Genomic DNA, 25,066 nt, shown 5'->3' with positions numbered 1-25,066 from the left:
GCCTTCGGGCGGCCCTTTTTGTTTGCCGCCTTCGCGCTTGAGGCCACCGCCGCTTTGGCATAGCAGGGCGGGATGAAGATCCTGTTTCTTGGCGATGTAATGGGCCGGTCCGGCCGTCGTGCGATCACCGACCGTCTGGCCGGTCTGCGCGCGCGGCTGAAGGCCGACCTGGTGGTGGTGAATGCGGAAAACGCCAGTGGCGGGCGGGGGGCCACGGCGGGCCATGCCCAGCTGCTGCTGGACAGCGGCGCGGATGCGCTGACCTTGGGCGATCATGCCTTCGATCAGAAGGACATGATGGCCTTCATCGACCGCGAGCCGCGCATCGTCCGCCCGCTGAACTTCGCGCGCGAGGCGCCGGGCCGCGGCCACACGATCGTCAAAGATGCCCGCGGGCGCAAGGCGCTGATCGTGCAGGCCCTGGGCCAGGTCTTCATGTCGCGCCCCTATGACGATCCGTTCTCGGCGCTGGACGGGGTGCTGCGGGCGCATCCGCCCGGCGGCATGGTCCAGGCCGTGCTGGTCGACATCCATGCCGAGGCCACCAGCGAAAAGATGGCCGTCGGCCATTTCTGCGACGGCCGCGCCAGCCTGGTCGTGGGCACCCATACCCATGTGCCCACCGCCGATGCCCAGGTCCTGCCGCGCGGCACGGCCTATCTGTCGGATGCGGGCATGTGCGGCGATTACGACAGCGTCATCGGCATGGACAAGGCCGAGCCGCTGCGCCGCTTCATCACCGGCATGACCCGCGACCGCTTCACCCCGGCCGAGGGCGAGGCGACCCTGTCCGGCGTCCTGGTCGAGACGGATGACCGCACCGGCCTGGCCCGCAGCGTCCAGCCCGTGCGCGATGGCGGCCGCCTGGCCCAGACCCATCCCGAATAGGCGTTTTCTGCACCCGCGAAGAGTGCTTGCACGGCCCGCGCTTTCCGACGCATCATCCGGCGGCGCGGCCCCGCCGCCCAAGATCGAGTAGTGAATGTTCGGATTTGCACTGACCGGGACGACCAGCGCGCTGGTCACCATCGTCATCATCATCGCGATGCTGACGCTCTTTATCCGCGAAACCTATCCGCCCGAGGTGACGGCGATCATCGGCGCCGTGGCGCTGCTGTCCCTGGGCATCCTGGATCCCGGCCAGATCGGCGGGGTGCTGTCGAATTCGGCGCCCTGGACCATCGCCTTCATGTTCATCATCGTGGGCGGGCTGGTCAGGACGGGGGCGCTGGACTGGATCGGCCAGCACGCCGCGGCCCATGCCGGGGCGCATCCGGTGATGACGCTGGCGCTGGTCTCGGTCGTGGTCTGCACCATGTCGGCCTTCGTCAACAACACGCCCCTGGTCGTGGTGATGATGCCGATCTTCATGCAGCTGGCCAAGGAGATGGGCAAATCCCCATCCAAGCTGCTGATCCCGCTGTCCTACCTGTCGATCCTGGGCGGCACGATGACGCTGATCGGCACATCGACCAACCTGCTGGTGGACGGGGTGGCCCGCGCGCAGGGGATGCAGCATTTCACCATCTTCGAGATCACCTGGGTCGGCCTGCCCATGGCGTTCGTGGGTGTGCTCTATCTGTCGATCGTCGCGCCGCGGCTGCTGCCCGACCGCGATTCCATGTCCCAGCTGCTGGGCGGGCGCAGCAAGATGAAGTTCTTCACCGAGGTCGCCATCCCCGAGGGATCCTCGCTGATCGGCCGGGGGCTGGACGATGTCGACATCTTCGCCCGCGACAGCGCGCGGGTGATCGACGTGCTGCGGGGCGACGCCTCGCTGCGCCGCGACCTGCCCGCCGTGCGGCTGGAGGCGGGCGACCGCGTCGTGCTGCGCACCCCCATGTCCGAGGTGCTGGGACTGCAGACCCACAAGGACCTGCGGATGGTGGACAAGCTGTCCTCGGTCGAAACATCGACGGTCGAAGTTCTGATCACCCCCGGCTGCCACATGGTCGGGCGCAGCCTGGGGTCGATGCGCCTGCGCCGCCGCTATGGCGTCTATGTGCTGGCCGCGCATCGCAAGAACCAGAATATCGGCCGCCAGCTGGACGACCTGGTGGTGCGCGTGGGCGACACGCTGCTGCTGGAGGGCGCGCCCGCCGACATCCAGCGCCTCGCCGCCGACATGGACATGGTCGAGGTCAACGCCCCATCGGACCGGGCCTATCGCCGCCGCCATGCGCCCATCGTGGTCGCGGTGCTGGTGGGCGTCGTGGTCCTGTCGGCGCTGGAGGTCGCGCCGATCCTGCTGCTGGCCTTCATCGGCGTGGCGGTGGTGCTGGGCACGCGCTGCATCGACGCGGATGAGGCGCTGTCGTTTGTGGATGGCCGCCTGATGGCGCTGATCTTTGCCATGCTGGCCGTGGGGGCGGGGCTGGAGAGCAGCGGCGCGGTGCAGCTGATCGTGAACCAGGTCGCGCCTTGGCTGGTGTCGCTGCCGCATTGGGCCTTGGTCCTGTCGGTCTATCTGCTGGCCACGATCCTGACCGAGACGGTGACCAACAACGCGGTCGCCGTGATCGTGACGCCGGTGGCGATCAGCCTGGGCCTGACGCTCGGGGTGGATCCGCGGCCCTTGGTGGTCGCGGTGATGATGGGGGCCAGCGCCAGCTTCGCCACGCCCATCGGCTATCAGACCAACACCCTGGTCTATGGGCCCGGCGGCTATCGCTTCGTGGACTTCATTCGCGTGGGCCTGCCGCTGAACCTGATCATGGCGGTGGTCGCCTCGCTGCTGATCCCGATCATCTGGCCGCTGACCCCCTAAGGCGCCCCGATCGGAGGACAGTCCGCCGCAGTTGCCGCAGCCGCAATGCTGCCATGCAGCATCGGCGGTTGTCCTTTGTCGCCCGAAGCACGATCTAGGGCGCAGGGGAGGAAACGACTTTGTCATTCGCAAGGAGTTTCCAAATGGCGACCATCGCTACTGTCGATACCAAAACCGGCGGCTTCTCGGCTGCCTCGCTGCTGGCTCCTTTCCGGGCTGTCGGCCGCTTCATGATCATGCTGGCCGAAGCCAGCCCGCAGATGCGCGCCCTGTCGCGCCTGAGCGAAGTGTCCGATGAGGAACTGAAGGCCAAGGGTCTGACCCGCGACGGCGAGATCCGCCGCATCCTGGGCGGCGCCGCCGCCATCTGATCGCCTAACATCACGACGATCCGCTGACGCGCGGCCCCATCGCGGGCCGCGTCATGCGTTCCGGGGCAGGCTCACAGCGGCCAGACGATCAGCAGCAGCGGCACGCCCACGGCCAGGACGATCACCTCCAGCGGCAGGCCCATGCGCCAGTAATCGCCAAAGCGGTAATTGCCCGGCCCCATGATCAGCGCGTTGTTCTGATGCCCGATCGGCGTCAGGAAGGCGCAGGAGGCCGCGACCGCCACCCCCATCAGGAAGGCGTCCGGCTGGACCTGCAGCTGTTCGGCCAGGCGGATGCTGACCGGCGCCGCGATGATCGTGGTGGCGTTGTTGTTCAGGATGTCCGACAGGAACATCGTGGCCGCCATCAGCAGGACCAGCGCCACCCAGGCCGGATAGCCCGCCGTCACCGTCACCATGCCCTGCGCGATCAGGGCCGATCCGCCGGAACTGTCCAAGGCCAGCCCCAAGGGGATCATCGACCCCAACAGCACGATGATCGGCCAGTCCACATGGTCATAGAGCGTCTGCAGCGACAGCACCCCGCGCAGCACATAGGCCACGATCACGCAGCCGAGCGCGATGGGCATGCTGGTCAGATCGAAGGTGGCGGCCAGCACGGCCAGCACGAAGATGCCGATGGCGCTGCGCATGTGCCGTTCGCGCTGGACCGGCAGGCTGCCCCCGTCCAGGCGCAGAAGGCCCGTGGCCGACAGCATCTCGGCCATGCGGCTTTCGGGGACCAGCATCAGCACGATATCACCCGAGACGAGCGTCATCCGCGACAGGTCGCGCCGCTGCGCCACCCCGTTGCGGCGCAGCCCGATCAGCACGCAGTCATGCCGGTTCGTCAGCCCGAAGGATTTCGTCGTCCGCCCCGACAGCTCGGATGTGGCGGGCACCAGGCATTCGATCAGGTGCTGGCCCTCGTCATCCTTGCGGGCGCGGGCCTCGGCCCGGCCGTCGGGAAAGGCCAGGTTCGATGTGGACCGGAACTCGTCCATCGCGTTCGGATCGCAGCGCAGCGTCAGGACATCGCCATCCTCCAGCATCTGGTCGTCCAGGGGGCTGGCCAGATCGACGCCGCGCCGGGTGACGCCGATGATGCGCACGCCCGCGCGGGCGGCCTCGGCGCGCGCATCGCGGATCAGGCGGGCATCGGTCAGGCTGGCCTCGGTCACGACCAGCGCGCCGATATAGCGGCGCTGCGGGCCCTCCTCGTCGGGGGCGCCGGCATCGGGGGCGGGGCGGGGATCAGCCGCCAGCCGATCAGGCCCACGAAGGCCAGCCCCGCCAAGGCGACCGCGCCGCCCACCGGCAGGAAATCGAACATCCGGTAGGGCTGGCCCAGCACATCGGCGCGAAAGCCCGACACGATCAGGTTGGGCGGCGTGCCGATCAGCGTCAGCATGCCCCCCAGGATCGTGGCGAAGGCCAGGGGCATCAGCGTCAGCCGCGCCAGCCGCCCCACCTTGCGGCTGGTCTGCAGGTCGACCGGCATCAGCATGGCCAAGGCCGCGATGTTGTTCATGAAGCCCGACAGCAGCGCGCCCACACCCCCGAACAGCAGGATATGGCCCGTCGTGCCCCGCTCGCGCCCCGAGAGCAGCCGCGCAAGCCGCGCCACCGCCCCCGACCGCGTCAGTCCCGCCGTGGCGATCAGCACCAGCGCCACGATGACCGTGGTGGGATTGCCGAAACCCGACCAGGCATCCGCCGCCGGCACCAGCCCCAGCAGCACCGCCGCCATCAGCCCGGCAAAGGCCACCAGGTCATAGCGCCACCGCCCCCACAGCATCAGCGCCATGATCGCGCCCAGCAGCGCGAACAACATCATCTGGTCTTGCGTCATCATGTCCCCCGGGACCGGTCCCGTCCGCCCCTCACTGGTCGAAACGCGGGCCGCTGCCAAGCGGTTCGTCTTGCGGCGGGGGGACGGGCTGGACTAAAAGCGGCCGATAGCATTTTCAAAGCGTGACGAAGGACGACCCGACATGGCAGGTCATTCCAAATGGGCCAACATCCAGCATCGCAAGGGCCGGCAGGACAAGCTGCGCTCCAAGCTGTTCTCCAAGCTGGCGAAGGAGATCACCGTCGCCGCCAAGATGGGCGACCCCGATCCCGAAAAGAACCCGCGCCTGCGCCTGGCCGTCAAGGAGGCCAAGGCCAAATCCGTCCCCAAGGACGTGATCGACCGCGCGATCAAGAAATCGCAGGGCAACGACGCCGAAAGCTATGACGAGATCCGCTATGAGGGCTATGGCCCGAACGGCATCGCGCTGGTGGTCGAGGCGATGACCGACAACCGTAACCGCACCGCGTCCAACGTGCGCAGCTATTTCACCAAATCGGGCGGCGACATGGGCCAGACCGGGTCGGTCAGTTTCATGTTCGATCGCGTGGGCGAGATCGTCTATCCGCTGTCGGCGGGCGATGCCGACACGGTCATGATGGCTGCGCTGGAGGCCGGGGCCGACGACGTGCAGACCGATGACCAGGGTCACTGGATCTATTGCGCGGATACCGACCTGAACGAGGTCTCGACCGCGCTGGAGGCGTCCTTGGGCGAATCCGAGACCGCCAAGCTGATCTGGAAGCCCCAGGCCCCGACCGAGGTCACCGACCTGGAGACGGCGCAGAAGCTGATGCGCCTGATCGACACGCTGGAGGAGGATGACGACGTCCAGAACGTGACCGGCAATTTCGACATCTCGGAGGAGATCGCGGCCCAGCTGTGATCCGGCATTTCCGTCTTGCGCCCTGAGGCGAAAGACGGCATTTGCAGATCATGCAGATTGCATTGGACACGCGCCGCGACCTGATCGGCATCGGCTGGATGCTGGCGACGGGGCTGTGCTTCGTCGCCGTCAACACCATCGTGCGCGGGCTGGAGGGCGCGGTCCCCGCCGCGCAGGCGGCCTTCATCCGGTTCCTCTTCGGTCTGGTCTTTCTGGCGCCGGTGATCCTGTCGGCGTTGCGGGGCGGGTTCCCGGGCCAGGTCTGGGGGCTGTTCGCGCTGCGCGGGGGGCTGCATGTGGTGGCGGTGATCGCGTGGTTCTATGCCATGTCGCGGATCACCGTGGCCGAGGTGACGGCCATCGGCTTTCTGAACCCCATCATCGTGACCATCGGGGCGGCGCTGTTTCTGGGCGAAAGGCTGGCCGCGCGGCGCATCATGGCGGTGGGCGTGGCGCTGATCGGCGCGCTGATCGTGCTGCGCCCCGGCCTGCGCGAGCTGGATCCGGGGCATCTGTCCCAGATCCTGGCTTCGGTGGCCTTCGGGGCGTCCTATCTGGTCGCCAAGCAGCTGTCGGACCGGGTGCCCGCATCGGTGGTGGTGGCGATGATGTCGCTGACCGTGTCGATCGGGCTGGCGCCCTTGGCCATCGCGCAATGGGTGCCGCCGACCATGGCGCAGCTGGGCTGGCTGGGGCTGGTCGCGGTCTTTGCCACGGTGGGGCATTACACGATGACCCGCGCCTTTGCCGCCGCGCCCCTGACGGTGACCCAGCCCGTGACCTTCCTGCAGCTGGTCTGGGCCAGCCTGGTCGGCGTCTTCGTCTTTCACGAGCCGCTGGACGGGTGGGTGATGCTGGGCGGCGGCCTGATGATCGGCGCGATCAGCTATATCACCTGGCGCGAGGCCCGGCTGCGCGCCCGCGTCCAGACGCCCCCGGTCGGCGCCACCAAGGTCTGACCGGAACCGCCCCCGAGCCCTTCGTGTTGGCCCCTGCGACAGAAGGAGGCCCCGATGGCATCGCATGACGAGACGTGGGACGACTGGCAGGATCTGGTGAACATGACCCCCTCCGAGCTGGAGGACTGGCTGAAGACCGACGAGAGCAGATCCGTCGGCGACAGCGGCGGCGGGGGCGAAAGCACCGGCCACAAGTCGGGCCGGCACATCCTGCGCATCAAGGACAAGAAGAAGGCCGATCTGAGCGATGACGACTGGTCGCACATGGCCAAGGTCAACGGTTATATCAAGCGCCACCTGGCGCAGGGCGGCCCCGACAAGGACAAGGAACACAGCGACTGGCGCTATTCCCTGATGAACTGGGGCCACGACCCGCTGAAGTGACCCGCTAAAGTGATCAGCGGTTCGGCCACAGCGTCGCGTGGCGGTTCACGTCCTTGTAGAGCAAGTATCGGAACCGCCCCGGCCCGCCCGCATAGCAGGCCTGCGGGCAGAATGCGCGGAGCCACATGTAATCGCCCGGGCCGACCTCCAGCCAGTCTCGGTTCAAGCGATAGACGGCCTTGCCCTCCAGCACGAAGAGGCCGTGCTCCATCACATGCGTCTCGGCAAAGGGGATCGAGCCGCCGGGTTTGAAACTCACCACCGTGATATGCATGTCATGGCGCAAATCCGCCGGATCCATGAAGCGCGTCGTGCCCCAGGCTCCGTCCGTGTCGGGCATCATGGATGGCGCGATGTCCTGTTCCTGCACCACGATCGGGTCGGGTTTCTCCACCCCGGCGAAGGGCTGCCAGCGCTTGCGCCACCAGTGGAAACCGGCGGGGCCCGCGGTGCGGTTGCGGATCTTCCAGGGCGTGCCGGGCGGGATATAGGCAAAGCCACCGGGCGTCAGCAGATGCTCGGTCCCGTCGATCACCACCTGCATGTCGCCGCCGGTGACGAAGATCGCGTGCTGCACCTCGGGGTCGTCATCGGGGGTGTCGCTGAAGCCGCCCTCGGCCAGTTCCACGATATACTGGCTGAAGGTCTCGGCGAAACCCGTCAGGGGCCGGGCCAGCATCCACATCCGCATCCCCGTCCAGCCGGGCAGATAGCTCGTCACGATGTCGCGCATCACCGTGCGGGGGATCACCGCATAAGCCTCGGTGAAGACGGCGGTGTCAGTCGTCATGCCCGTCTGCGGCGGCAGGCCCGCGACGGGGCCGGCATAGGGGCCGCTATGCTGTTCGGGGATCACGCGGGCGATGTCGCCGGTCGGCGCGCCCTTGGGCGGTTGGTCGGTCATTTCAGGGCCTCTTGCAGGCGGAGGGTGGCGATGCGAACGACCTGCGCCTCGGCAGTGGCGCGTTCGGTGGCGGTGTCGTTGTCCACACGGGTCTGCATGGCCGACAGGATGCCCGCCTTGTCATGGTCGCGCACGGCGATGATGAAGGGAAAGCCGTGCTTTTCGACATAGGCTTCGTTCAGGCGGGTGAATTCGGCGCGTTCCTCGTCGGTCAGGGCGTCGAGGCCGGCGCTGGCCTGCTCGGCGGTGCTTTCGGCGGTCAGGCGCTTGGCGGCGGCCAGCTTGCCGGCCAGATCGGGATGGGCGGTCAGCACGCCGAGGCGCTCCGCGTCGCTGACCTGCCGAAAGACCTGCGCCATCCGCGCGGCAAGGCCTGCGGCGCTGTCATGGACCGCGCCCATCTCGGCGTCCCAGACCCGCTCGGCGATGAAGGGCGAATGTTCATAGATGCCGCCGAACCGGGCGACAAAATCCGCGCGCTCCATCTGCGACGGGCGGGGGCGGGGCTGGAAGGGATGCACCCGCGCCCAGTGGCGCGCGATGTCCAGACGGGTGGCGAACCACACGCCCTCATGGCTGCGGGCGTGATCTAGGAACCGCTTCAGCGCCATCGCCCGTCCGGGGCGGCCAGCCAGGCGGCAATGCAGGCCCACGGACATCATTTTCGGCGCCCCCGCTTGCCCTTCGGCATAGAGCATGTCGAAGCTGTCGCGCAGATAGTCGAAGAAATCCGTCCCCGTGCCAAAGCCCTGACCTGAGGAGAACCGCATGTCATTGGCATCCATCGTATAGGGCACCATCAGCTGCGGGCGGCCATTATGGACATGCCAATAGGGCAGCTCATCCGCGATCGTGTCGGCCAGATAGTCGAAGCCGCCTTCCTCGCAGCCGAGCGCGACCGTGTTCATCGAGGTCCGCCCCTGATAGAACCCGCGCGGGCGTTCGCCGCAGACCGCGGTGTGCAGCGCCACGGCCTCGGCGATATGGCGCGCCTCCTCCTCGCGCGGGACGTTGCGATAGTCGATCCATTTGAGGCCATGGGTCGCCATCTCCCACCCGGCCGCCTGCATCGCCGCGACCTGTTCGGGATTGCGCTCCAGCGCGGTGGCGACGCCGTAGCAGGTGACGGGGATGCCGTCGAGCAGCCGCAGCAGGCGCCAGAAGCCCGACCGCGCGCCGTAATCATAGATCGATTCCATGTTCCAGTGCCGCTGGCCGGGCCAGGGCTGGGCGCCGATGATCTCGGACAGGAAGGCCTCGGAGGCGGGATCGCCATGTTCGATGCTGTTCTCGCCGCCTTCCTCGTAGTTCACGACGATCTGCACGGCGATCCGTGCGCCGCCCGGCCATTCGGGGTCGGGTGTGGTCGGGCCATAGCCCCTCAGGTCACGGCTGTAGCGCATCGGTCCCTCCGTTGATCGCGCCCGCAGCAAAGCGCGCAAGCGACGCAAGGGCAAGCGCCCAAGGGCCGAATTCACTGTTTAGGATTCCGCAAAGATGGAATGCTCTTTCAATGGGCGGTTGAAAGACTTGCGGGCTGGCGGCAATTGTTCGACGGCGGCGGGGCGGCAAAGCTGCGCGCCAAGCGGCACCGAAGCCGCGCCAACAGGAAGGCATCATGGAACGCTATTTCAACCTGGCCAAGGCCGGAAGTTCGGTCAGGACCGAATCCATCGCGGGGGTCACGACCTTTCTGACGATGGCCTATATCATCTTCGTCAATCCCGAGATCCTGGGCACGACCGGCATGGACCGCGACGCGGTCTTCGTGGCGACCTGCCTTGCGGCGGCGCTCGGATCGCTGATCATGGGGTTCTGGGCGAACTGGCCCATCGGCATGGCGCCGGGGATGGGGTTAAACGCGTTCTTCGCCTTCACCGTGGTCGGTGTGATGGGCTTCACCTGGCAGCAGGCCTTGGGCGCGGTCTTCATCAGCGGGATCATCTTTCTGCTGCTGACGGTGACGGGGGTCAGGCGCTGGCTGATCGCGGGGATCCCCAATTCCATGCGCAGCGCCATCGCGGCGGGGATCGGGCTGTTCCTGGCGATCATCGCGCTGCAAAGCTCGGGCATCGTGGTGGCCAGCCCCGCGACGCTGATCACCTTGGGCGATCTGACCGCGACGGGGACGCTGCTGACCATCGCGGGGTTCTTCCTGATCGTGACGCTGGACGCGTTGCGGGTGACGGGGGCGATCCTGATCGGCATCCTGGTCATGACGGTGGCGGCCATCCTGCTGGGGGTCAGCAGCTTTGGCGGGATCGTGTCGATGCCGCCGTCGATCGCGCCGACCTTCCTGCAGCTGGACCTGATGGGGGCGCTGACCTTCGGCATCTTCCAGGTCGTGCTGGTGATGGTGCTGGTCGAGGTCTTCGACGCCACCGGCACGCTGATCGGGGTCGCCAAGCGCGCGGGCCTGCTGACCGAGGGGCCGACCCATACCAACCCCAATCTGGGCCGCGCGCTGATGGCGGATTCCACGGCCATCACGGCGGGATCGCTGCTGGGGACGTCATCCACCACGGCCTATGTCGAAAGCGCCTCGGGCGTGCAGGCGGGCGGCCGGACGGGTCTGACGGCGGTGGTCGTGGGGCTGCTGTTTCTGGCCGCGACCTTCTTTGCGCCGCTGGCGGGGGCGGTGCCGGCCTATGCGACGGCGCCGGCGCTCCTCTATGTCGCGACGCTGATGGTGCGCGAACTGTCCGAGGTGATCTGGGACGACGTGACCGAGGCCGCGCCCGCGGTGCTGACGGCCATCGCCATGCCCTTCACCTATTCCATCGCGAACGGGCTGGCCTTCGGCTTCATCAGCTATGCAGTGATCAAGCTGCTGACCGGTCGCGCGCGCGAGGTGCATGCCGCGACCTGGATCATCGCCGGGCTGTTCGTGGCCAAATACGCGATGTTCGGCGGGCATTGAGGCCCTCAGGCGGTCGGACCGCCGAGCGCCTCGGTCAGGGCGGCGGCCGCGGCCGCCACCACCGCGCCGAGCGTCTTGACATGTTCCGCCCCGATCCGCTGCGTGGGGCCGCTGACCGAGATCCCGGCCACGGCCTCGCCCGACAGATCGAAGACCGGGGCCGCGATGCAGCGCATTCCGCGCGACCGTTCCTCGTCGTCGAAGGAAAAGCCCCGATGCCGGATGCGCGCCAGATCGGCCTGCAGCCGGTCGGGATCGGTCAGGGTGGTGTCGGTGAACCGTGCCAGCCCGCCTGTCTGCAGCAGCACCCGCAGGCTGTCGGGCCGATGCGCCAGCAGCGCCTTGCCGATCCCCGAGGCATGCAGGGGCGAGCGCGTGCCCGGCGGAAAGAAGGCGCGGATCGTCTCGGTCGTCTCGACCTGGCCCAGAAACAGGACATGTTCGCCCTGCAGGATCCCAAGGTTCGCGGTCTCGCCCGTATGCTCCATCAGGGTGCGCATGATCGGGCGGGCGCGTTCCAGGAGGCCCGAGCGCCGCATGAAGGCCGATCCGAGCCGGAAGGCCTGGGCCCCGATATTCCAGGCCTGGGTGGCCGGGTCGCTTTCCACCATGCCCCGCGCGGCCAGCGTGTGCAGCACCCGATGCACGCTGGAGGGGGGCTGGCCCGCCGCGTCGGCGATCTCGGACAGGGTCAGGCCGGGGCGGGCCGCCAGCAGGTCCAGAAGGTCCAGCGCCCGGTCCAGCGCCTGGACGGTGCCGGGCGCGTCGGGCTGGGCCTTGGGCGGGCGGCCGCGGCGGCGGGTTGGATCGGCCATTTTATCGGCTCCGTAGATGGCGTCTTGCGCGCAGGGATATAATGGGCGCCGGATCGCCAGGTTTCCCGGCAAAAACCCCGGTTCGATGCTTGTCGTCCCTTATCCGGCCATTCCCCGCCAAGTTCCAGAATCTTTGTGACGGGACCGGCCCTGTGGCAGGCTGACCGCCGGGAGGGATGTTCTGCCGCCTTTTCGGGCAGATTCGCAAGGGATCGCGGCGGGATATCGGGGCGGGGCTTGCAGAGCGGCGCATCGGCGCCAGTCTGTCCGCCAGACACGGGGGACCAAGATGAGACATTCCGCAATCGGCACGCCGGAACAGCTGCGCGATCCGAACTACATGCCGCCCTTGTGGTCGGCGGTGCCCTTGGGCATCCAGCATGTGCTGGCGATGTTCGTGGCGAATGTGACGCCCGCGATCATCGTGGCGGGGGCGGCGGGGTTCGGCTTCGGCTCGAACAGTCCGGATTTCCCGGAGCTTTTGTACCTGATCCAGATGTCCATGCTGTTCGCGGGGGTGGCGACGCTGCTGCAGACGCTGACCGTGGGACCGGTGGGGGCGGCGCTGCCGATCGTGCAGGGGACGTCCTTCGCCTTCATCCCGATCATGATCCCGCTGGTGGCGGGCAAGGGGGTGGACGGGCTGGCCGCGCTGTTCACGGGCGTGCTGATCGGCGGGCTGTTCCATGCCGCCCTGGGCCTGGTGATCGGGCGCATCCGCTTTGCGCTGCCGCCCTTGGTGACGGGGCTGGTCGTGCTGATGATCGGGCTGGCGCTGGTCAAGGTGGGCATCGAATATGCGGCGGGCGGCGTGCCGCTGAAGGCGCAGGGGTCCGATCTTTATGGCAGCTGGGCCAGCTGGTCGGCGGCGCTGGTGGTGATCGTGGTGACCTTGGGGCTGAAGTTCTTCGCGCGCGGGATGCTGTCGATTTCCGCCGTGCTGGTGGGGATCGCTGCGGGCTATGTCTATTGCCTGGTGACGGGCAAGCTGCCGGTGGGGGCGATCACCGGATCCTGGAGCCAGGCGGCGGCCTTCGCGCTGCCCATGCCGTTCCGCTACGGGTTCGAGATCTCGGTCGCGGCGGTGATCGGGTTCTGCCTGATGGCCTTCGTCTCGGCTGTCGAGACGGTGGGCGACGTGTCGGGCATCACCAAGGGCGGCGCGGGCCGCGAGGCGACCGACCGCGAGATCGAGGGCGCGACCTATGCCGACGGCGTCGGCACGGCGGTCGCGGGGATATTCGGCGGTCTGCCCAACACCTCGTTCAGCCAGAATGTCGGGCTGATCGCGATGACCGGCGTGATGAGCCGCCATGTGGTAACCATCGGCGCGGTCTTTCTGATCCTCTGCGGGCTGGTGCCCAAGATCGGCGCGCTGATCCGCACCATCCCGATCGAGGTGCTGGGCGGCGGCGTCATCGTGATGTTCGGCATGGTCGTGGCGGCGGGGATATCCATGCTGTCGGACGTGTCCTGGAACCGGCGCAACATGGTCGTCTTCGCGGTCGCGCTGTCGGTGGGCCTGGGCCTGCAGCTGGAGGCGATGGGCACCGCGCCGGGTGGCGTGGACGCGCTGCAGCATCTGCCCGAGACGCTGCGGGTGCTGGGCGCGTCCGGCATCCTGCCTGCGGCGGTGATCGCGATCGTGCTGAACCTGATCCTGCCGCGCGAGCTGGCCGAGGAGGCGACCGAGGAGGTCTCGGGCGGGCTGCGCGGGCATGGCACGGGGCTGCGGAACCGCTGATCCTGCGGAAAGGGCGGCCTGCGACCGCCCTTGCGCCCTTTCTCCCGCCTCGGCGGGGCCGGGTCGGGCTGCTGGGTATTCTTCACGAAATCTATAGACTGGTTCTTGGTGCAGGACGCTCGCGATGCGGGGCGGATCGGGTATCACGGGGAAAAGACGACGAGAGGGGGCTGCGATGCCGGGCTATCTGACGACCCATGTTCTGGACACCGCGCGGGGCCGCCCCGCCGAGGGGATGGAGATCGTGCTGTTCCGCCTGGATGGCGGCGCGCGCGAGGAGCTGGCGCGGATGCGCACCAATGCGGACGGGCGCACCGATGCGCGGATCCTGCCCGAGGCGGATTTCGCCACCGGCACCTATGAGCTGGAATTCCGTGCCGGGGACTGGATGGACGCCACAGGCATCGCGCCCGAGAGCCCGCGTTTCCTGGACGTGATCCCGATCCGCTTCGGCATGTCGCAGGACGATCATTACCACGTGCCGCTGCTGGTTTCCCCCTTCGGCTATTCGACCTATCGGGGCAGCTGAGATGATCCCGGAAACCGCCATCCTGTGGGATTTTCTGTCATTCGCCATCCGCTGGCTGCATGTGATCACGGCCATCGCCTGGATCGGGTCGTCCTTTTACTTCATCGCGCTGGATCTGGGTCTGCAGAAGGCGCCGGGCATGCCCAAGGGCGCCCATGGCGAGGAATGGCAGGTCCATGGCGGGGGCTTCTATCACATCCAGAAATACCTGGTCGCGCCCGAGCGGATGCCCGAGCATCTGACCTGGTTCAAATGGGAAAGCTATGCCACCTGGCTGTCGGGGGCGGCGCTGCTGATGGTCACCTATTGGGCGGGGGCGAACCTCTATCTGATCGAGCCCGGCAAGGCCGATCTGGCGATCTGGCAGGCGATCGCGATCTCGGGCGGGTCGCTGGCGGTGGGCTGGCTGATCTATGACGGGCTGTGCAAGTCGCCCTTGGGCCAGCGGCCGACGGTGCTGATGCTGCTTCTGTTTGCGGCGCTGGTGGCGATGGGATGGGCTTATGACCAGGTCTTCACCGGCCGGGCGGCGTTGCTGCATCTAGGGGCGTTCACGGCGACGATCATGACCGCCAACGTCTTTCTGATCATCATGCCGAACCAGCGCATCGTGGTGGCCGACCTGAAGGCCGGGCGCGCGCCGGACCCGAAATACGGCAAGATCGCCAAGCTGCGGTCCACCCATAACAATTATCTGACGCTGCCGGTCATCTTTTTGATGCTGTCGAACCACTATCCGCTGGCCTTCGCCAGCGAATGGAACTGGCTGATCGCGGCGCTGATCTTTCTGATGGGCGTGACGATCCGGCATTTCTTCAACAGCATGCATGCGCGCCAGGGCTATCGCTGGTGGACTTGGGCGGTGACGGCGATGCTGTTCATCGGGGTCATGTGGCTGGCCTCGATCGGGGTCAAGCAGGACAGCTATGAGGAATCCATGGCCCGGCCCCTGACCCCGGTCGAGGCGCGCTTTGCCGCGGCCGATGGCTTCGACGATGCGGCCAATGCGGTGATCGGGCGCTGTTCGATGTGCCATGCGCGCGAGCCGGTCTGGGACGGCATCCGCGTCGCGCCCAAGGGCGTCCTGCTGGAGACGCCCGCCGACATCGCCCGCGCGGCGCATCAGGTCTATCTGCAGGCGGGGCTGACGGATGCGATGCCGCCGGCGAACATCACCCATATGGGCGATGACGAACGCGCCCAGATCCGCCGCTGGTTCCGCGAGGTGGGGATGCGGGGCGTCGCGGGGCTGTGAGCCGCGCCTGTCAGGCGGGGCTGGGTTCCGGCTCCGGTTCCGGCGCGACCTCGCGTCGCGAGATCAGCAGATAGAAGGCCGGCACCACGAAGAGCGTGAAGGCCGTGCCCACGGTGATGCCTGAAAAGATCACCAGCCCCATCGCGAAGCGCGCGGCCGCGCCCGCCCCATCCGCCGTCATCAGCGGCACGACGCCCAGGGCGGTGGCCGCCGTGGTCATCAGGATCGGGCGCAGGCGCAGGCGGCAGGCCTCGATCATCGCCTCGCGGCGGTCGGGCATCGCCCCGCGGCGCAGCTGGTTGGCGAATTCGACCAGCAGGATGCCGTGCTTGGTGATCAGCCCGATCAGCGTGATCAGCCCCACCTGGGTATAGATGTTCAGCGTCCCCAGCCCCAAGTTCAGCGGCACGATCACACCGAAGACCGTGAGCGGCACCGACATCAGGATGATCAGCGGGTCGCGCAGGCTTTCGAACTGTGCGGCCAGCGCCAGATAGATCACCACGATGGCCAGGGCGAAGGCCACCAGGACCGTGTTGCCCTCGGACACCTCCAGCCGGGACTGGCCCTCGTAATCGACGAAGAAGCTGTCGGTCAGGTGGCGCTGCGCGATCTCCTCAAGCGCGGCCAGGCCGTCGCCGGTGGAGGTGCCGATCATCGGCAGGGCGGTCAGCGTGGCCGAGTTCAGCTGGTTGAACTGTTCGATGGATTGCGGCGCGGCCTCGGCGCTGATCGAGGCGACGGCGGACAGCGGCACCAGGTCCCCCGACAGGGACCGCAGATAGATCTGGCCCAGGGCTTCGGGGGAATCGCGGTATTCCTGGGGGACCTGGACGATGACGTCATAGCTCTGGCTGTCGCGGTCGAACTGGCCGGTGGCGCCGTCGCCGACCATCAGGCCCAAGGCCTGGCCGATCTGGGCGGCGGGCAGGTTCAGCGCCGCTGCGCGGTCGCGGTCGATTGTCACGACCAGCTGGGTCGTGTCGAAGGACAGCGAGTTCTGCACGACCAGGAACCGGCCCGAGGCCTGGGCCTCCTGGCGGATGCGGTCGGCCATCTCATAGACCTCGGCGGGAGATCCGGTGGACTGGATCACCATGCCGATGGGCAGCCCGCCCCCCGCGCCGGGCAGCGAGGGCGGCGCGAAGACGAAGGCCTGCAGCCCCGCGATGGGGGCGATGCGGCCCTGCAGGTCCTGCTGGATCTGGGCCTGGCTGCGGTCGCGTTCGGCCCAATCGTCGAAGGCCCACAGCATGATCCCGCTGTTCGTGGCCCCCCCGAAGCCCACGACCGAGAAATTCGCCGCCAATTCGGGCAGGTCGGCGGTGCGTTCACGCATCTCGGCCACATAGCGGCTGGTATAATCGACCGTCGCATAGGAGGGCGCGTTGATGAAGCTGAAGAGCGCGCCGCTATCCTCCTCCGGTGCCAGCTCGGACGAGGTGTTGACGAAGAGGAACGCCGTCAGCCCGGACAGCACCGCGACCATCAGCATCGTCACCGGCACAAAGCGCAGCGATCCGGTCAGGCGGCGGGTGTACCAGCCCTCCAGCCCGGTCAGGCTGCGGTTGATGGCGCGCTGGAACCGGTTCTCGCCCCCGCTCGGGCGCAGGACATGGGCGGCCATCATCGGCGATATGGTCAGCGCGACCAACCCCGAGATCGCGACCGCCCCCGCCACCGCGGCGGCGAATTCGCGAAACAGCGCCCCCGTCAGCCCGCCCGAGAAGAACAGCGGCAAAAACACCGCGAACAGCGTCGTCATCATCGCCAGGATCGCGACCGACAGCTCGCGCATGGCGGTGAAGGCGGCCTGGCGCGGCGACTGGCCGTCCTCGATATGGCGCTGGACGTTCTCGACCACGATGATGGCGTCATCCACCACCAGCCCGATCGCCAGCACCATCGCCAGCAGGGTCAGCAGGTTGATCGAATAGCCCATCGCGAACAGGATGAAGAGCGTGCCGACCAGCGACAGCGGGATCGCCACCAGCGGGATCGAGACCGACCGCACCGAGCCCATGAAGATCAGGATGATCAGCGCGACGATGACCGTCGCCTCCAGGATGGTGCGCAGCACCTCGTTGATGGATGCGGCGATCTGTTCGGTCGCGTCATACATCAGCTCCAGCGTCATGCCGTCGGGCAGGCCCGCCTGGATCGAGGGCAGTTCCGCCAGGACCGCCGCCGACACGTCCAGCGGGTTGGCCCCGGGGGTGGGAAAGACGCCGATGAAGGTGCCGGGGCGGCCGTTGAAGGTCACGACCATGTCGCTGGATGCGGCGGCCAGCTCGATCTCGGCCACGTCGCGCAGGCGCACAACCTCGGTCCCCGAACCCGAGACCGGCATCTCGCCGAAGGCCTCGGGCGATTGCAGGGTGGATTGCAGGGTCAGCGCATAGCCGACCTGATCGCCCCGGGTGCGGCCGGGCGCGGCCAGGAAGTTCGAATTGCCGATGGCCTGGGCGACCTCCGGGGCGGTCAGCCCGTGGCCGGCCAGGCGCACCGGGTCGATCCAGACGCGCATCGCATAGGTGGCCGCGCCCATGACCTCGCTCTCGGCGACGCCCTCGATGGTGGACATGCGCGGGACGATGACGCGTTCGATGTATTCGGTGACCTGCTCGGCCGACATGGCCGGGTTCTGGACGGCCAGATACATCGTCGCGAAGGTCATGCCGGTGCCCTTGACGATGCTGGGATCCTGGGCGTCCTGGGGCAGGCGGGACCGGACCTCCTGGACCTTGGACATGACCTCGGTCAGGGCGGTGTCGGGATCCTCGCCCAGGTTCATGTTCACCGACACGATCGAGGCGGATGGCCGCGACTGGCTGGTGACGTAATCCACGCCCTCGGCGGTGGCGACGGCGCTGCTGATGGGGGCGGTCACGAAGCCCTGGATCAGGTCCGCCGATGCGCCGGGATAGACGGTGGTCACGGTGATGACAGTTTCGTCGACGCGGGGATATTGCCGCGTCTCCAGCCCCGCCAGGCCCAGGATGCCCAGCAGGATGATCATCATCCCCAGCACGCTGGAGCCGACGGGACGCTTGATGAAGGGGGCCGCGATATTCATTCCGTGCCCTCGGCCAAGGTGACGCGGCTGCGGTTCGACAGCCGGTTCTGACCCGCCACGACCACGCGGTCGCCGGGGTCCAGCCCGTCGCGGATCTCGATCAGGGTTCCGTTGCGGCGGCCGGGGGTGACGAAGACCTGCCGCGCCTCCAGCACATCCGCGTCATCCTCGCGCGGGCGGACGACATAGGCGAAATCACCGTAGAGGCTGCTGATGACGGCGGTCTGGGGCAGGGCGATCACGCCGTCCTCGGCGGGCAGGGTGATGCGGATGCGGGCGAACTGGCCCGGCGTCAGGGCGCGGTCGGGATTGTCCACCGTGCCGCGGATCGCCACCATGCGCGAGGCGGCGTCCACCTGCGGGTCGATGCCGGTGATCCGGCCCGCGAAATCGCGGTCGTCGCCGTCGATGCGCATGGCGATCGCCTGGCCGATGGCCAGCCGGGGCAGGTCCTGTTCGGGCAGGCTGAAATCGACGCGCATATTGTCCAGATCCTGCAGCGTGGCGATGGTGGTGCCGGTCGCCACGAAGGCGCCCGGATCGACGCGGGGCAGGCCGATCGTGCCGGCAAAGGGCGCGACCAAGCGGCGCTGGCCGATCACGGCCTCGGCGCGGGCCAGCTGCGCCTCGGCCGCGTCGAACCCCGCGCGGGCCTGGTCCAGCCGGGCCGAGGTGGCGACGCCGCGGGTCTCCAGCTCCTCCTCGCGGGTCAGGGTAGTGCGTTCCAGGGACAGCTGGCTGCGGGCGGCGGCCAGGTCGGCCTGCTGGACCTCGTCATCCAGCTGGACCAGCAGCTGGCCCGCCTCGACCTCGTCATTGGCGGCGAATGCGATGCTGCGCACGATGCCTGCCGTCTCGACCGTCAGATCGACGCCTTGGGCGGCAAAGACCGTGCCGATGGCCTGCAGGGCGGGTTCCCAGCTGACGGCCTCGGCCAAGGCGGTTTCCACCGGATAGGATTGTTCGGGCTGATTGGCCAGGAATTCCCCGATCATGCGGTCGCGGAACAGGTTGAACCCCACCAGCCCCCCGCCGATCACGGCTAGCAGCAGAACGGCAATCACGAAACGCTTGATCATTGATGAAATCCTGTCGGCAGGCTTGCGGGATCACTGCGGCCGCTATACCGTCCGGACGGTCAAGTCAACGGAAAGTGAGGCCCCGTGCCCCCGCAGCAGCCCAACCGCCCCGCCACCCGCGACCGCCTGCTGGCGGCGGCCGAGACCTTGGCACGGCGGCTTGGCCCCGGGCAGCTGTCGCTGGAGGCGGTAGCCGCCGAGGCGGGCGTGTCCAAGGGCGGGCTGCTCTATCATTTCCCGACGAAGGAAAAGCTGTTGGAGGCCTTGGTGGCCAGCCATCTGGACAGCTATGATGCGGCGCTGCAGGCGGCGGGGGCCGAAGGGCCGGATCAGCTGCTGCGCGCCTATCTGACCCAGTTCCGCGACGACCGCTGCGCGGGCGTGCCGCCCTCGTCGGGGCTGCTGGCGGCGCTGGCCCAGAACCCCCAGCTGCTGGACCGCGTCGGCCCCTGCGAGCGCGATTTCCTGCAGCGCATCCGCGGCAATTCCAGCGATCCCGATTTCGCGACGGCGGCCTTTCTGGTCATCCACGGGCTGCGCGCGATGACGCTGCTGGGCACCGAGGTGCTGACCGAACCCGAGGTGGACGAGATCCAGGCCTGGCTGCTGCGTGAATTGCAGGAACGGCGGCGGAGCTAGAGGGCGTCGCGGCGCAGGGCCTGCGCCTCGGCCCGGGCCAGGCGGGCGATGACCTTGTCGGGCGAACAGCCGCGCGCCCGCGACCGGCGCCAGATCGCCAGGCAGGATGCGGGCGACCAAGGCCGCGCCGCGTGGGCCAGCCAATGGCGCAGCGCCGGGGGCAGGCGGTCATAGGTCTGCATCGGATCGACTTTGCGGCTGCGGCGGGGCAGGGCCGTCCGGCCCAGATTGGCGGCGCGCAGGGATTGGGGCGCAGATTGGGGCGCAGGGGTCATGGCATCCTCCGGCAGGTGGCGGATACGTTATGTGATATGATTACGTCGCGCGCAAGGCCCCGCGCATGAAAGCGCCCCCGCCGAGGGGTCCCGGCGGGGGCGTGTCACTGGTCCGGTGGCGGGCTTACATGCCGGCCTGGACCTGGCGGCTTTCGGTCTGGACGACCTGACCGGCGGTCTGGATGTCACGGCCGGCGCCTTGGACGGTCTCGCAGGCGGTCAGCGTCATCACGGCCAGAACGGCGCTCAGGCCAAGGAACTTCTTCTGCATCGCTCAGTCTCCTCTGGGGTAAGCATCTGGTTTTGCAACGCAATCGGAAGGGATCGGTTCCGCGCTAAAATGCGACCCCGGCGATCAGCCCGATATTGGCATAGGGCGTGCATTCCCCGGTCCGCAGGATCGCCCGCGCGAAACGGCTGCGGAGCTTGAAGTCCTCATGCGTCAGGATGGTGGCGGAGCCGATGGCGCGGTCGCGGAACCGGGCGGTCAGGGCGGGGTCGGCCTCCTGCGCCAACAGGGCGGATTCGACAACCATCTCGGACAGGACGGCATCCAGGACGTCGAAGATCCCCGGCACGCCGCGCGTCACGGCCAGGTCGATCACCCGCACGCCGGGCGGCACCGGCAGGCCCGCATCCCCGATCACCAGCAGATCGCCATGGCCCAGCCCGGCCACCAGACCGGAGGTCTCGGCATGCAGCAGCGCGCCTCGTTTCATCGCATCACCCCTCGGGCAAGGTTTCCATCAGATAGGCCATCATGTTGCCGCCCATGACCTTGGCGATGCGGTCCTCGGACAGGCCGCGATCCATCAGGGCCTGGGTCAGCGCCGCCAGATGCGCCGCGTCGAAGGGCGTGTCCACCGACCCGTCCCAATCCGACCCGAGCGAGACGTGATCATCCCCCACCAGCGCGATGGCCGCGACGATGGCCTGGGCCACGTCGTCGGGCGTCCGGCCGCAGACCACGTCGGACCAGAAGCCGATGCCGATCATCCCGCCCGCCGCCGCGATGTCGCGGACCAGATCGTCGGGCAGGTTGCGGGGGCTGGGGCAATGGCCGTGGATGCCGGTATGGGACAGGACCGGCCGCGTGCCGGGGATCTGCAGCACGTCGCGCACCATCTGGGGCGAGGCATGGGTCACGTCGATGACCATCCCCCGATCCATCATCGCATCGACCACCTGGCGGCCGAAATCCGACAGGCCCGCACCGCTGCCGCCCTCGCCATGCAGGCTGCCGCCCAGCTCGTTATCGAAGAAATGGGTCAGCCCCATCAGGCGAAAGCCCGCCGCATGCAGCACGTCCAGATTGGCCAGATCCCCCTCCAGCGGGTGGCCGCCTTCGGATCCCAAGAGGCCGCCCATGACGGTCGCGCCCGCCGCACGGTCCTCCAGCAGGCGGGCCAGGTCGTCGCGGGTCTGGATCACGCGCAGGCGGTCCGGGTCGCGCCGCGCGGCGCGGTGCAGCGCCTCGGCCTGGACCAGCGCCCGTTCGCGCAGCGAGAACCACGCCCGGACCGGCCGCAGCTGGGCGATGAACAGGGGCGTGATGTTGTCGCCCGCCTCGGTGTCGTTATGGTCGTAATTCTGGCCACGCGGGCTGCGGGTCACCGTCGTGAAGACCTGCAGCGCCATGTTCCCCTCCTGCAGGCGGGGGATGTCGGTATGGCCCTGACGCGCCCGGTTCAGCAGGTTGCGGTTCCACAGCAGCGCGTCGGAATGCCAGTCGCCGATGACCAGCCGGTCATGCAGGGCCTGGGCCTCGGCGCTGACGGGCCAGCCCTCGCCGGGCATGGTGACGGGGTTCAGGCCCCGTTCGACCGCAGCCGGCGCCAGCAGCAGGAAGGCGGTGACCGCCAGGCCCAGGACCAGGGCCACTCCCAGCAGCAGCTTCTTGATCATCGCATTCCCCCCGCGGCCCGCAGGCTCAGCCCTTTAAGGCTTCCAGCTGGTCGATCAGCCCCTCGATCATCGACAGGCCCTTGTCCCAGAAGGCCGGGTCGGACGCATCCAGCCCGAAGGGCGCCAGCAATTCGCCATGATGCTTGGAGCCGCCGGCCTTCAGCATCTCGAAATACTTGGTCTGGAAATCGGGCAGCCCGTCCTCATAGGCGGCATAGAGCGCGTTCACCAGCCCGTCGCCGAAGGCATAGGCATAGACGTAGAAGGGCGAATGCACGAAATGCGGCACATAGGTCCAGAAGGTCTCGTAGCCGGGCATGAACTCGAAGACCGGGCCCAGGCTTTCATGCTGGACCGCCATCCAGATCGCGTTGATGTCGTCGGCGGTCAGTTCGCCCTCGGCGCGGGCGGCATGCAGGCGGCATTCGAAATCATAAAACGCGATCTGGCGGACGACCGTGTTGATCATGTCCTCGACCTTGCCGGCCAGCAGGGCCTTCTTCTGGGCGGGATCGGTGGTCTTGGCCAGCAGCGCGCGGAAGGTCAGCATCTCGCCGAAGACCGACGCGGTCTCGGCCAAGGTCAGGGGGGTGGATGACAGCATCTCGCCCTGACCGGCGGCCAGGCGCTGGTGGACACCGTGGCCCAGCTCATGCGCCAAGGTCATCACGTCGCGCGGTTTGCCCAGATAGTTCAGCAGGATATAGGGATGGACCGTGGTCACCGTGGGATGGGCAAAGGCGCCGGGCGCCTTGCCCGGCTTGACGCCCGCATCGATCCAGCCCTTGTCGAAGAAGGGCTGCGCCAATTCGGCCAGCGCGGGCGAGAAACCGGCATAGGCGTCCAGCACAGTGGCCTGCGCCTCGGGCCAGTCGATCAGGCGCGGGGTTTCCGTGGGCAGGGGGGCGTTGCGGTCCCAGACCTGCAGCTTGTCCAGCCCCAGCCATTTCGCCTTCAGCGCATAATAGCGATGCGACAGGCGCGGATAGGCGGCGGTGACGGCGTTGCGCAGGGCCTCGACCACCTCGGGTTCGACATGGTTGGACAGGTGGCGCGCATGCTGGGGGCTGGGCATCTTGCGCCATTTGTCCTCGATGGCCTTTTCCTTGGCCAGCGTGTTGTGGATGCGCGTGAACAGACCCACATTCTGCTGGAAGACCGCGACCAGCGCGCGGGCCCCCGCCTCGCGCCGCACGCGGTCATGGTCGGTCAAGAGGTTCAGCGTCGCCTCCAGGCCCAAGGTCTCGCCCTCGACTTCGAAGGTCAGGCCGGCCATCGTCTCGTCAAAGAGGCGATTCCACGCGGCGGCCCCCACGACCGAGGCGTCGTGCAGGAACTGTTCCAGCTCATCCGACAGCTGGTGCGGGCGCATCGCGCGCAGCCGGTCGAAGGCGGGCTTGTAGCGGGCCGGGCCCTCGGGGGCGGTGAAGACGGCCTCGTAGGTGGCGTCGGGGATGCGGTTGAACTCCAGGCTGAAGAAGACCAGCGGCGTGGTCATGTCGGTCAGCCTGGCTTGGTAATCCCCCAGCATCTTGGCGCGCTGCGGATCGGTGGTGTTCTGGTAATAGCGCAGCCCGACATAGGACATGATGCGGCCCGACAGGGTCTCGATCGCCTCATAGGCGATGATGCAGTCCAGCATCTCGGCCGGGGCCAGATCGGCCAGGCGGCCCTGATAGGCCTGGGCAAAGCTGGCGGTGCGGGTTTCCAGCGCGGCAAGGTCGGCGGCCAGTTCCGGGCTGTCCGGCGCGGGATAGAGGTCCGTCAGGTCCCATTCGGGCAGGGTCCCGAATTCGCCCTTTGCCGGTTCCGCCGCGTCGAAGACCATGCCTGCCATGCTGTATCCTTTCCGTATGTCTTGCCAGGTCCTGATGTGGACCCTGGCCGCGCGGGGTGCAAGGGCGTCACGCCCCCGCGAAGGCCGGGGCATGGGCGACGGCGCTGCCCGCCGGCAGGTCGCCCCGGATCATCAGCCCCGGCCAGGGCGAGGCCAGATCCGCGGGCCGGAACCCGAACCGGGCATAGAAGGCCGGATCGCCCAGCACCACGACCGCATGATCGCCCGCAGCTTGCAACGCGGCGCGGACCAGCGCCGACCCGATGCCCCGGCCCTGCAGCGCGGGATGGACGGCCACGGGCGCCAAGGCCAGAGCGGGGCGTTCGGCCGCCAAGGGCGACAGGGCGGCATGGCCCACAGGCACCCCGTCGGCATGGGCCACCAGTGATGCCGCCAGATCGCCCGCCTGCCGCAGATCGCGCAGCAGTTGCGCCTCGGCGTTGCCGCCGAAGGCCGCGCGCAGCAGGGCGTCCAGCCCGGGCAGGTCGGCCCGCGCCTCGGGGCGCAGGCGCAGGGGGGCGGCGTAACGGTGGAAATCACGGCCCATGTCGCGGCTGTCCCGGCCCCAGGGGCTGTCCGCGCTGCGAGCCTGATGGGCGGCAAAGGCCGCATCGTCGGCGAAGAGCTCGGACAGGGTCCAGACCATCGGATCGTCGGATTGGTCGATCTGGAAATGCAGGCAGCCCGGCTCGGCCCGACTGGCCGCCACGTGATCGGGCAGCAGCGACAGCGCGGTGGCCATCTGGCCCATGTCGCGACAGATCAGCCGCCCGTGCAGCGCGACGGGTGCGGGCATCAACCCCAGATCGCGGCCCGTCAGGTCGCGCGCCGCGCCGTCATGATGATGTCCGCAGGCGCAATCCATGCCA

Annotated in this window: 24 protein-coding genes; 11 read left to right on the top strand and 13 right to left on the bottom strand. The window is 68.1% G+C overall.

What is annotated here, in order from left to right; translation table 11 throughout:
- The first annotated feature begins 72 nt into the window (after positions 1 to 72).
- The 3 genes from JHW48_RS09655 (at position 73) to JHW48_RS09645 (ending at position 3,138) form a co-directional block, all read left to right on the top strand.
- Positions 73 to 888, top strand: a complete 816-nt coding sequence (locus tag JHW48_RS09655; protein ID WP_119887523.1) for a TIGR00282 family metallophosphoesterase — start codon at positions 73 to 75, stop codon at positions 886 to 888.
- A gap of 94 nt (positions 889 to 982) precedes the next feature.
- Positions 983 to 2,767 carry an SLC13 family permease gene (locus JHW48_RS09650; RefSeq protein ID WP_119887524.1) on the top strand — a complete coding sequence of 595 codons (1,785 nt, stop codon included), beginning with the start codon at positions 983 to 985 and terminating at the stop codon, positions 2,765 to 2,767.
- Positions 2,768 to 2,910: 143 nt separating this feature from the next.
- Positions 2,911 to 3,138, top strand: a complete 228-nt coding sequence (locus JHW48_RS09645; protein ID WP_119887525.1) for a hypothetical protein — start codon at positions 2,911 to 2,913, stop codon at positions 3,136 to 3,138.
- Between the two features lie 71 nt (positions 3,139 to 3,209).
- On the opposite strand, the gene JHW48_RS18580 is transcribed toward JHW48_RS09645, so the two are convergent.
- Both JHW48_RS18580 and JHW48_RS18575 read right to left on the bottom strand, forming a co-directional pair.
- Positions 3,210 to 4,319 (bottom strand): SLC13 family permease, encoded by a 1,110-nt coding sequence (locus JHW48_RS18580; protein ID WP_119887526.1) that lies wholly within the window; start codon positions 4,317 to 4,319, stop codon positions 3,210 to 3,212.
- Positions 4,316 to 4,975 carry an SLC13 family permease gene (locus JHW48_RS18575; RefSeq protein WP_336390881.1) on the bottom strand — a complete coding sequence of 220 codons (660 nt, stop codon included), beginning with the start codon at positions 4,973 to 4,975 and terminating at the stop codon, positions 4,316 to 4,318. The genes JHW48_RS18580 and JHW48_RS18575 overlap by 4 nt, the downstream gene beginning before the upstream one ends.
- A gap of 157 nt (positions 4,976 to 5,132) precedes the next feature.
- Here JHW48_RS18575 and JHW48_RS09635 point away from each other — a divergent pair, with 157 nt between their 5' ends.
- The 3 genes from JHW48_RS09635 to JHW48_RS09625 are packed head-to-tail and all read left to right on the top strand — an operon-like array spanning position 5,133 to position 7,219.
- Entirely contained in the window at positions 5,133 to 5,876 is a 744-nt protein-coding gene (locus tag JHW48_RS09635; protein WP_119885937.1) for a YebC/PmpR family DNA-binding transcriptional regulator, read from the top strand.
- 50 nt (positions 5,877 to 5,926) lie between these two features.
- Positions 5,927 to 6,835 carry a DMT family transporter gene (locus tag JHW48_RS09630; RefSeq protein ID WP_240637809.1) on the top strand — a complete coding sequence of 303 codons (909 nt, stop codon included), beginning with the start codon at positions 5,927 to 5,929 and terminating at the stop codon, positions 6,833 to 6,835.
- A gap of 54 nt (positions 6,836 to 6,889) precedes the next feature.
- Positions 6,890 to 7,219: a DUF3140 domain-containing protein gene (locus tag JHW48_RS09625; RefSeq protein ID WP_119885936.1), complete on the top strand. Its 330-nt coding sequence runs from the start codon at positions 6,890 to 6,892 to the stop codon at positions 7,217 to 7,219.
- Between the two features lie 13 nt (positions 7,220 to 7,232).
- Here the strand turns inward: JHW48_RS09625 and JHW48_RS09620 are convergent, their stop codons facing one another.
- Both JHW48_RS09620 and puuE read right to left on the bottom strand, forming a co-directional pair.
- On the bottom strand, positions 7,233 to 8,123 hold the full coding sequence (locus JHW48_RS09620) for a bifunctional allantoicase/(S)-ureidoglycine aminohydrolase (RefSeq protein WP_119885935.1): 891 nt from the start codon (positions 8,121 to 8,123) through the stop codon (positions 7,233 to 7,235).
- The gene (gene puuE / locus JHW48_RS09615; protein WP_119885934.1) at positions 8,120 to 9,526 is read right to left on the bottom strand and encodes an allantoinase PuuE; all 1,407 of its coding nucleotides are present in this window, start codon (positions 9,524 to 9,526) and stop codon (positions 8,120 to 8,122) included. Before puuE ends, JHW48_RS09620 begins: the two co-directional genes overlap by 4 nt.
- 215 nt (positions 9,527 to 9,741) lie before the next feature.
- Between puuE and JHW48_RS09610 the strand changes: the two genes are divergently transcribed.
- On the top strand, positions 9,742 to 11,043 hold the full coding sequence (locus JHW48_RS09610; protein ID WP_205961890.1) for an NCS2 family permease: 1,302 nt from the start codon (positions 9,742 to 9,744) through the stop codon (positions 11,041 to 11,043).
- 5 nt (positions 11,044 to 11,048) lie between these two features.
- Here the strand turns inward: JHW48_RS09610 and bhcR are convergent, their stop codons facing one another.
- Positions 11,049 to 11,858, bottom strand: coding sequence for an HTH-type transcriptional regulator BhcR (bhcR, locus tag JHW48_RS09605; RefSeq protein ID WP_119885932.1), 810 nt, complete (start codon positions 11,856 to 11,858; stop codon positions 11,049 to 11,051).
- A gap of 289 nt (positions 11,859 to 12,147) precedes the next feature.
- Between bhcR and JHW48_RS09600 the strand changes: the two genes are divergently transcribed.
- The 3 genes from JHW48_RS09600 (at position 12,148) to JHW48_RS09590 (ending at position 15,386) form a co-directional block, all read left to right on the top strand.
- A complete protein-coding gene (locus JHW48_RS09600) occupies positions 12,148 to 13,602 on the top strand; it encodes a uracil-xanthine permease family protein (protein ID WP_119885931.1) in 1,455 nt (484 codons plus the stop codon).
- 175 nt (positions 13,603 to 13,777) lie between these two features.
- A complete protein-coding gene (uraH, locus tag JHW48_RS09595) occupies positions 13,778 to 14,131 on the top strand; it encodes a hydroxyisourate hydrolase (RefSeq protein WP_119885930.1) in 354 nt (117 codons plus the stop codon).
- 4 nt (positions 14,132 to 14,135) lie between these two features.
- Complete coding sequence (locus JHW48_RS09590) at positions 14,136 to 15,386, top strand: urate hydroxylase PuuD (RefSeq protein WP_119885940.1); 1,251 nt, start codon at positions 14,136 to 14,138, stop codon at positions 15,384 to 15,386.
- Positions 15,387 to 15,396: 10 nt separating this feature from the next.
- Here JHW48_RS09590 and JHW48_RS09585 read toward each other — a convergent pair whose 3' ends face one another.
- Both JHW48_RS09585 and JHW48_RS09580 read right to left on the bottom strand, forming a co-directional pair.
- Entirely contained in the window at positions 15,397 to 18,462 is a 3,066-nt protein-coding gene (locus JHW48_RS09585) for an efflux RND transporter permease subunit (RefSeq protein WP_119885929.1), read from the bottom strand.
- Complete coding sequence (locus JHW48_RS09580) at positions 18,459 to 19,541, bottom strand: efflux RND transporter periplasmic adaptor subunit (protein ID WP_119885928.1); 1,083 nt, start codon at positions 19,539 to 19,541, stop codon at positions 18,459 to 18,461. Before JHW48_RS09580 ends, JHW48_RS09585 begins: the two co-directional genes overlap by 4 nt.
- Positions 19,542 to 19,625: 84 nt before the next feature.
- On the opposite strand from JHW48_RS09580, the gene JHW48_RS09575 reads away from it, so the two are divergent.
- Entirely contained in the window at positions 19,626 to 20,180 is a 555-nt protein-coding gene (locus JHW48_RS09575; RefSeq protein WP_205961889.1) for a TetR/AcrR family transcriptional regulator, read from the top strand.
- Here JHW48_RS09575 and JHW48_RS09570 read toward each other — a convergent pair.
- The 6 genes from JHW48_RS09570 to JHW48_RS09545 all read right to left on the bottom strand — a co-directional run bounded on the left by JHW48_RS09570 (position 20,177) and on the right by JHW48_RS09545 (position 25,062).
- Positions 20,177 to 20,455: a DUF6525 family protein gene (locus JHW48_RS09570; RefSeq protein WP_119885927.1), complete on the bottom strand. Its 279-nt coding sequence runs from the start codon at positions 20,453 to 20,455 to the stop codon at positions 20,177 to 20,179. The two genes, JHW48_RS09575 and JHW48_RS09570, sit on opposite strands and share 4 nt — an antisense overlap.
- Before the next feature lie 124 nt (positions 20,456 to 20,579).
- Complete coding sequence (locus JHW48_RS09565; protein ID WP_119885926.1) at positions 20,580 to 20,726, bottom strand: entericidin A/B family lipoprotein; 147 nt, start codon at positions 20,724 to 20,726, stop codon at positions 20,580 to 20,582.
- A gap of 64 nt (positions 20,727 to 20,790) precedes the next feature.
- On the bottom strand, positions 20,791 to 21,174 hold the full coding sequence (gene rbsD, locus JHW48_RS09560; protein ID WP_119885925.1) for a D-ribose pyranase: 384 nt from the start codon (positions 21,172 to 21,174) through the stop codon (positions 20,791 to 20,793).
- 4 nt (positions 21,175 to 21,178) lie between these two features.
- A complete protein-coding gene (locus JHW48_RS09555) occupies positions 21,179 to 22,360 on the bottom strand; it encodes a dipeptidase (RefSeq protein WP_119885924.1) in 1,182 nt (393 codons plus the stop codon).
- A gap of 25 nt (positions 22,361 to 22,385) precedes the next feature.
- On the bottom strand, positions 22,386 to 24,197 hold the full coding sequence (locus JHW48_RS09550; RefSeq protein WP_119885923.1) for a M3 family oligoendopeptidase: 1,812 nt from the start codon (positions 24,195 to 24,197) through the stop codon (positions 22,386 to 22,388).
- 67 nt (positions 24,198 to 24,264) lie between these two features.
- The gene (locus tag JHW48_RS09545; RefSeq protein ID WP_119885922.1) at positions 24,265 to 25,062 is read right to left on the bottom strand and encodes a GNAT family N-acetyltransferase; all 798 of its coding nucleotides are present in this window, start codon (positions 25,060 to 25,062) and stop codon (positions 24,265 to 24,267) included.
- Positions 25,063 to 25,066 lie beyond the last annotated feature (4 nt).

The organism is Paracoccus aestuarii, assembly GCF_028553885.1.
Taxonomy (GTDB): Bacteria; Pseudomonadota; Alphaproteobacteria; order Rhodobacterales; family Rhodobacteraceae; genus Paracoccus; species Paracoccus aestuarii.
The sequence above is the reverse complement of the archived record's forward strand: the minus strand, read 5'-3'. Positions and strand labels throughout refer to the sequence as shown.